The sequence below is a fragment of the Lacticaseibacillus pantheris DSM 15945 = JCM 12539 = NBRC 106106 genome (assembly GCF_001591865.1).
Lineage (GTDB): Bacteria > Bacillota > Bacilli > Lactobacillales > Lactobacillaceae > Lacticaseibacillus > Lacticaseibacillus pantheris.
Map to the genome: position 1 here is coordinate 1 of NZ_BCVS01000182.1, position 1,448 is coordinate 1,448.

Consider the following 1,448-nt stretch of genomic DNA (forward strand, 5'->3'; position numbering starts at 1 on the left):
CCAGATGGTAGCTGGGTACTGACACCGACGGATCCGACGCAACCGGCGATGGTTACGTATACGGCCAACGAGCAGACGGTGACGGTGAAGTTCGTTGACGGCAGTGATGACACGGTTGATGTCAAGCCGTCAGTAACCATTACGGGTGCTAGCGATGGCAATATTGACTACACCAAAGACAGCGATGGCAAGACCATTAACTACGTGGTTGATGGTTATACGCTGACGACTGATGGTCGTAAGAGCACCACGAATTTTGATGATGATACCGCCAACCAGACGGTGACCTTGGAGTACACCGCAAATGGTGACTACACGGTGACACCACCGAATGGCAAGCCGGGGACACCAGTGCAGTATACGACCGATCCTGGTGACCCGACGAAGGTAACGGGGACTGTACCGAATGTGCCTGGCTACACACCAACGTCAAATAACGGGACAATTACGCAACAGCCAGATGGTAGTTGGGTGCTGAAGCCGACAGATCCGACACAGCCAGCCACCGTTACGTATGTTGGTCAGGAACAAACGGTTAATGTTAACTTTCTTGACATGTATGACCGTAAATTAAGGGATACCGTTGTGCTCACGGGTGCTAGCGATGCGGTGATTGACTACAGTAGCATTGATAAGTCGATTAGCGGTTATGTGTTAGTCACTGATAGAACCAGCACTGTGCAAAACTTTGACCACGATATTGCGAAAAACCAAGATGTTAACTTGGTTTATTTCCCAACAGAAATTACGATTAAACCCGGAAGACCTGTTTATGGGAACCCGGCAATAACCGGACCAAAGGCGCCAGGAACTCCGATTGACCGGCTGAACCCCGATGGGCCGAAGTATCCTACGGGAGTTGACGATGACAGCCTGAATGGATCAGCTACAGAAACAATTCGTTACGAAAAGGCAGATGGTAGTAAGGTTTTCGACTCCTATACGCACACTATAACTTATAGTCGGACGGCGACGGTGAACATTGCGACGGGTGCCGTTACCTATGGTGCTTGGGTTGCGGACGGTAGTGATTCCTTCCAAGATGTAGAGAGTCTACCGCTAGATGGCTACACACCAGACCAAGAGGTGGTAAAGGCCGTCATAGACGACTCGGCGGTGGATGTTAACTTGGTGGTTTACTACTACCCAACGACAATGACGGTCGTACCAACGGACCCGAAGAGTCCAAATACACTCGTTGACCCGAAGAACCCAGTGGGGCCAAAGTACCCCGCGGGGGTGGACCAGGATAACCTGAATCGGACGGCCACGGAAACCGTGCGTTACGTCAACGGTAACGACGGTAGTAAGATGGCCGATTCCAAGACGGCCACCATCAACTACAGTCGCACTGCCACGGTAAACATTGTGACGGGCGAAGTCACTTATGGGGCCTGGAAGGCGGACGGTAGCGATACCTTCCCAGCCCTCGACAGTCCAACGGTGCC

The 1,448-nt window shown here is 51.9% G+C and carries 1 protein-coding gene; it reads left to right on the plus strand.

Annotated elements, in window-relative coordinates; translation table 11 throughout:
- Positions 1-1,448: mucin-binding protein (locus LPA02S_RS11750; RefSeq protein ID WP_169798391.1), on the plus strand; the 1,448-nt coding region annotated here is incomplete at both ends.